The 1,693-nt window shown below is 50.5% G+C and carries 3 protein-coding genes and 1 pseudogene; all 4 read left to right on the top strand.

Annotated features, from left to right (window positions below; all coding sequences use genetic code 11):
* Window positions 1–812, top strand: an 812-nt coding sequence (locus tag RMO79_RS07480) for a DnaJ C-terminal domain-containing protein (protein ID WP_310482487.1), incomplete at its 5' end; no start/stop codon positions are given.
* A complete protein-coding gene (locus RMO79_RS07475) occupies window positions 809–1,120 on the top strand; it encodes a chaperone modulator CbpM (RefSeq protein ID WP_310482486.1) in 312 nt (103 codons plus the stop codon). The genes RMO79_RS07480 and RMO79_RS07475, both read left to right, overlap by 4 nt.
* On the top strand, window positions 1,117–1,371 hold the full coding sequence (locus RMO79_RS07470) for a hypothetical protein (RefSeq protein WP_310482485.1): 255 nt from the start codon (window positions 1,117–1,119) through the stop codon (window positions 1,369–1,371). Before RMO79_RS07475 ends, RMO79_RS07470 begins: the two co-directional genes overlap by 4 nt.
* A gap of 99 nt (window positions 1,372–1,470) precedes the next feature.
* A pseudogene (locus tag RMO79_RS07465) lies at window positions 1,471–1,693 on the top strand (potassium channel protein); the annotation flags it as partial.

The following is a 1,693-nucleotide window of genomic DNA, read 5'->3' as shown; positions in this document are numbered from 1 at the left end:
CAAAGTTCAAAGATCTCAACGAAGCAAATCAGGTGCTTTCCGATCCAGAAAAGCGGGAGAAATATGACAAGTTCGGTCAGCACTGGGATCGCCCTGGTTATGGTGAAGTACCGCCACCTACCGGAACTAATGTCGGGACTGAAGATTTTAGTCAGTATGGTGATTTTGATTCGTTCATCAACGATCTACTGGGTCGTGAACGGAGAACTTCCACTAATCGCACTACAGGCAGTGGCTTTGACGATTTTGGCGGTGGATATCGTTCTCAGGCTCCCGCACCAGATACCGAAGCTGCAATCGCCCTCACTTTTTCCCAAGCATTTCACGGTGTCCAGCAACGGCTCCAACTCGACGATGACACGATTAATGTCCGCATTCCCGCAGGTGCCAAGCCAGGTAGTCGGATTCGGCTCAAGGGTAGAGGTCGCCCCAGTCCGTTCTCGCAACAGCGGGGTGACTTGTATCTCACCATTGAGGTATTACCTCATTCCTTCTTTAGATTTGAGGGCGATAACCTCGTCTGTGATGTGCCCATTCGCCCCGACGAGGCAGTGCTGGGGGCAGAAATCCAAGTACCAACTCCCGATGGTAGCGTGACGATGAAAGTCCCGAAAGGCGTGAAATCGGGGCAATCGCTCAAACTGCGCGGTAAAGGCTGGACGTTGCCAAAAGGGGGACGCGGCGATCTATTCGCCAAACTTCAAATCGTTACGCCCCGGCAGCTCAATGAAATCGAGCAGGAATGTTACGAAAAAATTCAGGCAAATACCACCTTTAACCCCCGCGCCCACTTACAGGAAATAACATTATGACTTTCAGCCTATCGACAACTGTAGTTTCAGAAGAGGGAGATTGCTTATACAGCTTTGAATATGCCGCCAATGCTGCCCAAACCTCGATCGCGGTCATACATGTTTATGTGCAGTTGGGTGTGATCGAACCCACTGGCTCGATGCTACATTCGCGCGAAATTGCCCGCATCGCTCAGATTCAGCGGTTGCGGCAAGATTTGGGAGTGAACTTAGTCGGAGCCGCGATCGTGCTGGATCTGGCGCAAGAAGTAGCTCAGTTGAAAGCACGGCTTGATGTCTATCGATCTCAGCCACAGAGTCTACGATGAAGCACCCACACCAACGGCCAGCCTTAGAACGAGAACGTGGCGAAGTCCTTCAACAGTGGGAAGATTGGTCGGAAATGCCAATGCTGGTGCTAAGTTTTGCGTGGTTGGGATTGTTTATCGTCGAGCTGGTTTGGGGGCTAACTCCAATCTTAGAAGCCATTGGGACGACCATTTGGATCGCTTTTATCCTCGACTTTAGCATCAAATTCACCCTTGCTCCGCGCAAACTTATCTACATCAAACATCACTAGCTAATTGCCCTCTCACTACTGATTCCAGCCTTGCGAATCTTTCGGATCATGCGAGTCATTCAGCCGTTGCAATCGATTCATGGAATTTGAGGGTTACAGTTGTTACGCATCACGATCGGTACCAACCGAGGAATGCGCTTATTTGGTGCCAGCTTTCAGCGGCGCGGGTTTGGCTATGTGCTGGGATTAACTGTAATCGTCACCCTGATTGGATCGGCTGGTATGTATGCGTTCGAGCGCGAAGTTCCCAATGGGATTATTACTGACTATGGCATTGCATTGTGGTGGACGGCAATGGTGATGACGACGATTGGATCTGACT

Source organism: Chamaesiphon sp. VAR_48_metabat_403 (assembly GCF_031422475.1).
Classification (GTDB): domain Bacteria; phylum Cyanobacteriota; class Cyanobacteriia; order Cyanobacteriales; family Chamaesiphonaceae; genus Chamaesiphon.
Note: the sequence above shows the minus strand (reverse complement) of the source record. Positions and strands in the feature narration are given on the sequence as shown.